Annotated in this window: 3 protein-coding genes and 1 pseudogene; all 4 read right to left on the minus strand. The window is 65.8% G+C overall.

Annotated features, from left to right (window positions below; genetic code table 11):
- The coding region (locus tag I5I_RS01170; RefSeq protein WP_036315401.1) for a ClpX C4-type zinc finger protein at window positions 1–600 on the minus strand (600 nt) is incomplete at its 3' end.
- Window positions 601–755: 155 nt separating this feature from the next.
- A complete protein-coding gene (locus I5I_RS01175) occupies window positions 756–1,421 on the minus strand; it encodes an ATP-dependent Clp protease proteolytic subunit (protein WP_016465112.1) in 666 nt (221 codons plus the stop codon).
- Window positions 1,422–1,432: 11 nt separating this feature from the next.
- Complete coding sequence (locus I5I_RS01180; protein WP_016465111.1) at window positions 1,433–2,017, minus strand: ATP-dependent Clp protease proteolytic subunit; 585 nt, start codon at window positions 2,015–2,017, stop codon at window positions 1,433–1,435.
- Window positions 2,018–2,188: 171 nt separating this feature from the next.
- Window positions 2,189–2,648, minus strand: a pseudogene (locus tag I5I_RS01185) (trigger factor); the annotation flags it as partial.

Raw genomic sequence — 2,648 nt, forward strand, 5'->3', positions numbered from 1 at the left:
AGCTCGGTCCCGGGGATCCTCTAGAGTCTCATCGATGTAGATGATGCCGGTCTCGGCGCGCTTCACATCGAAGTCTGCGGCCTGCAGGAGCTTCAGGAGGATGTTCTCGACGTCTTCGCCGACGTAGCCGGCCTCGGTCAGTGCGGTCGCATCCGCAACGGCGAAGGGCACGTTGAGGCGCTTTGCGAGCGTCTGGGCGAGGTAGGTCTTTCCGCAGCCGGTGGGACCGAGCAGGAGGATGTTGCTCTTCGCGATCTCCACCTCATCGGCACGTTGCTCGGCCGACTGCAGGGTGCCGTGGGCGCGCACGCGCTTGTAGTGGTTGTATACGGCGACGGCGAGAGCCCTCTTCGCCGGTTCTTGACCGACGACGTACTCCTCGAGGAACGAGAAGATCTCGCGAGGCTTGGGCAGATCGAAGTCGCTCACGACACCGTCCGAAGACTCGGCCATGCGTTCTTCGATGATCTCGTTGCACAGCTCGACGCATTCGTCGCAGATGTAGACGCCGGGACCGGCGATCAACTGCTGCACCTGCTTCTGGCTCTTGCCGCAGAAGGAGCATTTGAACAGGTCGGCGCTCTCACCGATGCGAGCCATAGTGCTCCTCCTCCAGAAAGCTCTCAGGGATGCGATTCGAGCCTAACCGCTGCGACCGACATCTCGCCGGATTGCGACACGGTTGTGAAACTCTGCGCACCTGACGAGGCCCCGCGGTCGAAGCGACGGCGGGGCCTGTGTCGGGTGGTGTCCGGTCAGGAGGTGAGCGCAGCCGGAACGCGCTTGCGCGAGGTCAGCACCTGGTCGACGACGCCGTACTCGAGCGCTTCGGAGGCCGACAGGATCTTGTCGCGGTCGATGTCCTTGTGCACCTGCTCCTGCGTGCGGTTGGTGTGGCGCGCCATCGTCTCCTCCAGCCACGTGCGCATGCGCATGATCTCGGCGGCCTGGATCTCGATGTCCGACGCCTGACCGTGACCAGACTCGCCGACGGCGGGCTGGTGCATCAGGATTCGGGCATTGGGCAGCGCCAGCCGCTTGCCCGGGGCCCCGGCAGCGAGCAGCACGGAGGCGGCGGAGGCCGCCTGCCCCAGGACGACCGTCTGGATCTCCGGAGACACGAACTGCATCGTGTCGTAGATGGCGGTCATCGCGGTGAAGGAACCGCCCGGCGAGTTGATGTACATGATGATGTCGCGGTCCGGGTCCTGAGACTCGAGCACGAGCAGCTGCGCCATGACATCGTCGGCCGATGCGTCGTCGACCTGGACGCCGAGGAAGATGATCCGATCCTCGAACAGCTTGTTGTACGGATCCTGACGCTTGTAGCCGTAGGCGGTGCGCTCCTCGAACTGCGGCAGGATGTAGCGGCTGGAGGGCATCTGGAAGCCCTGCGGGATGCCGGCGGTGGGCATGTTCATTCTCAGTTCCTTCAGTTCTTGGTGCCGCCGCCGCCGATGACATCGGTGGCCGACTCGCGGATGTGGTCGACGAAGCCGTACGCCAGGGCCTCCTCGGCGGAGAACCACCGATCGCGGTCGCCGTCGGCGTTGATCTGCTCGACCGACTTGCCGGTCTGGGCGGCGGTGATCTCGGCGAGACGCTTCTTCATGTCGAGGATGAGCTGTGCCTGCGTCTGGATGTCGCTCGCCGTGCCGCCGAAGCCGCCGTGCGGCTGGTGCAGCAGCACGCGGGCGTTCGGCGTGATGTAGCGCTTGCCCTTGGTGCCGGCGGTCAGCAGCAGCTGTCCCATCGAGGCGGCCATGCCGATGCCGACGGTGACGATGTCGTTCGGGACGAACTGCATCGTGTCGTAGATCGCCATGCCCGCGGTGATCGAGCCGCCGGGCGAGTTGATGTAGAGGTAGATGTCCTTCTCGCTGTCTTCGGCCGCGAGAAGCAGGATCTTGGCGCAGATCTCGTTCGCGTTCTCGTCGCGCACCTCCGACCCCAGCCAGATGATGCGGTCTCTCAGCAGCCTGTCGAAGACGCTCGTAGCGACAAGTGGTTCAGCCATGGATACTCCTGATTCCGGGTTTCCGTACGCCATTGAATCTATCTGCGCGGGCAGGCCGCCTCGCCCGTGTTCGCCGTCGGCGGAGCCTCGTGTCGCGTGCGCTGCCCGGACGACGCCGAAGGGCCGGATGCCGCAGCATCCGGCCCTTCAGGGGAAACGATCCCGGGCGACTTACTCCGCGTCGGGCTTCTTCGCCGACGCCTTCTTGGCGGCGGGCTTCTTGGCGGCGGGCTTCTTCGCGGCCGGCTCCTCGGCGGCATCCGCGTCGGCCTTCTTGGCCGCGGGCTTGCGCGCGGGCGCCTTCTTCGCCGGCTTCGCCTCTGCGGCGGCAGCCTCATCGGCGATCTCCTCCGCCTCCGCGACGACCTCGGCCTCTGCCTCATCCTCGACGACGAAGCCGGTCAGGTCGACCGCCTTGCCGTTGGTGTCGACGACCGACACCTTGCCGAGGGCGATCGCGAGGGCCTTGTTGCGGGCGACCTCGCCGACCATGGCGGGCAGCTGCCCACCCTGCTGAAGAGCGTCGACGAACTCCTGGGGAGCCATACCGTACTGCGCGGCCGACTGGATGAGGTACTGCGTCAGCTCCTCCTGCGAGACCTGCACGTCGGAGCCTCGGCAAGCTGTCGAG

Origin of the sequence: Microbacterium sp. B24, from assembly GCF_000333415.1 — a bacterium.
Lineage (GTDB): Bacteria > Actinomycetota > Actinomycetes > Actinomycetales > Microbacteriaceae > Microbacterium.

Bases quoted from the DNA above. Each gene is read 5' to 3' on its own strand.
- I5I_RS01175 (WP_016465112.1), bottom strand. From the start codon at position 1,421: ATGAACATGCCCACCGCCGGCATCCCGCAGGGCTTCCAGATGCCCTCC.
- I5I_RS01180 (WP_016465111.1), bottom strand. From the start codon at position 2,017: ATGGCTGAACCACTTGTCGCTACGAGCGTCTTCGACAGGCTGCTGAGA.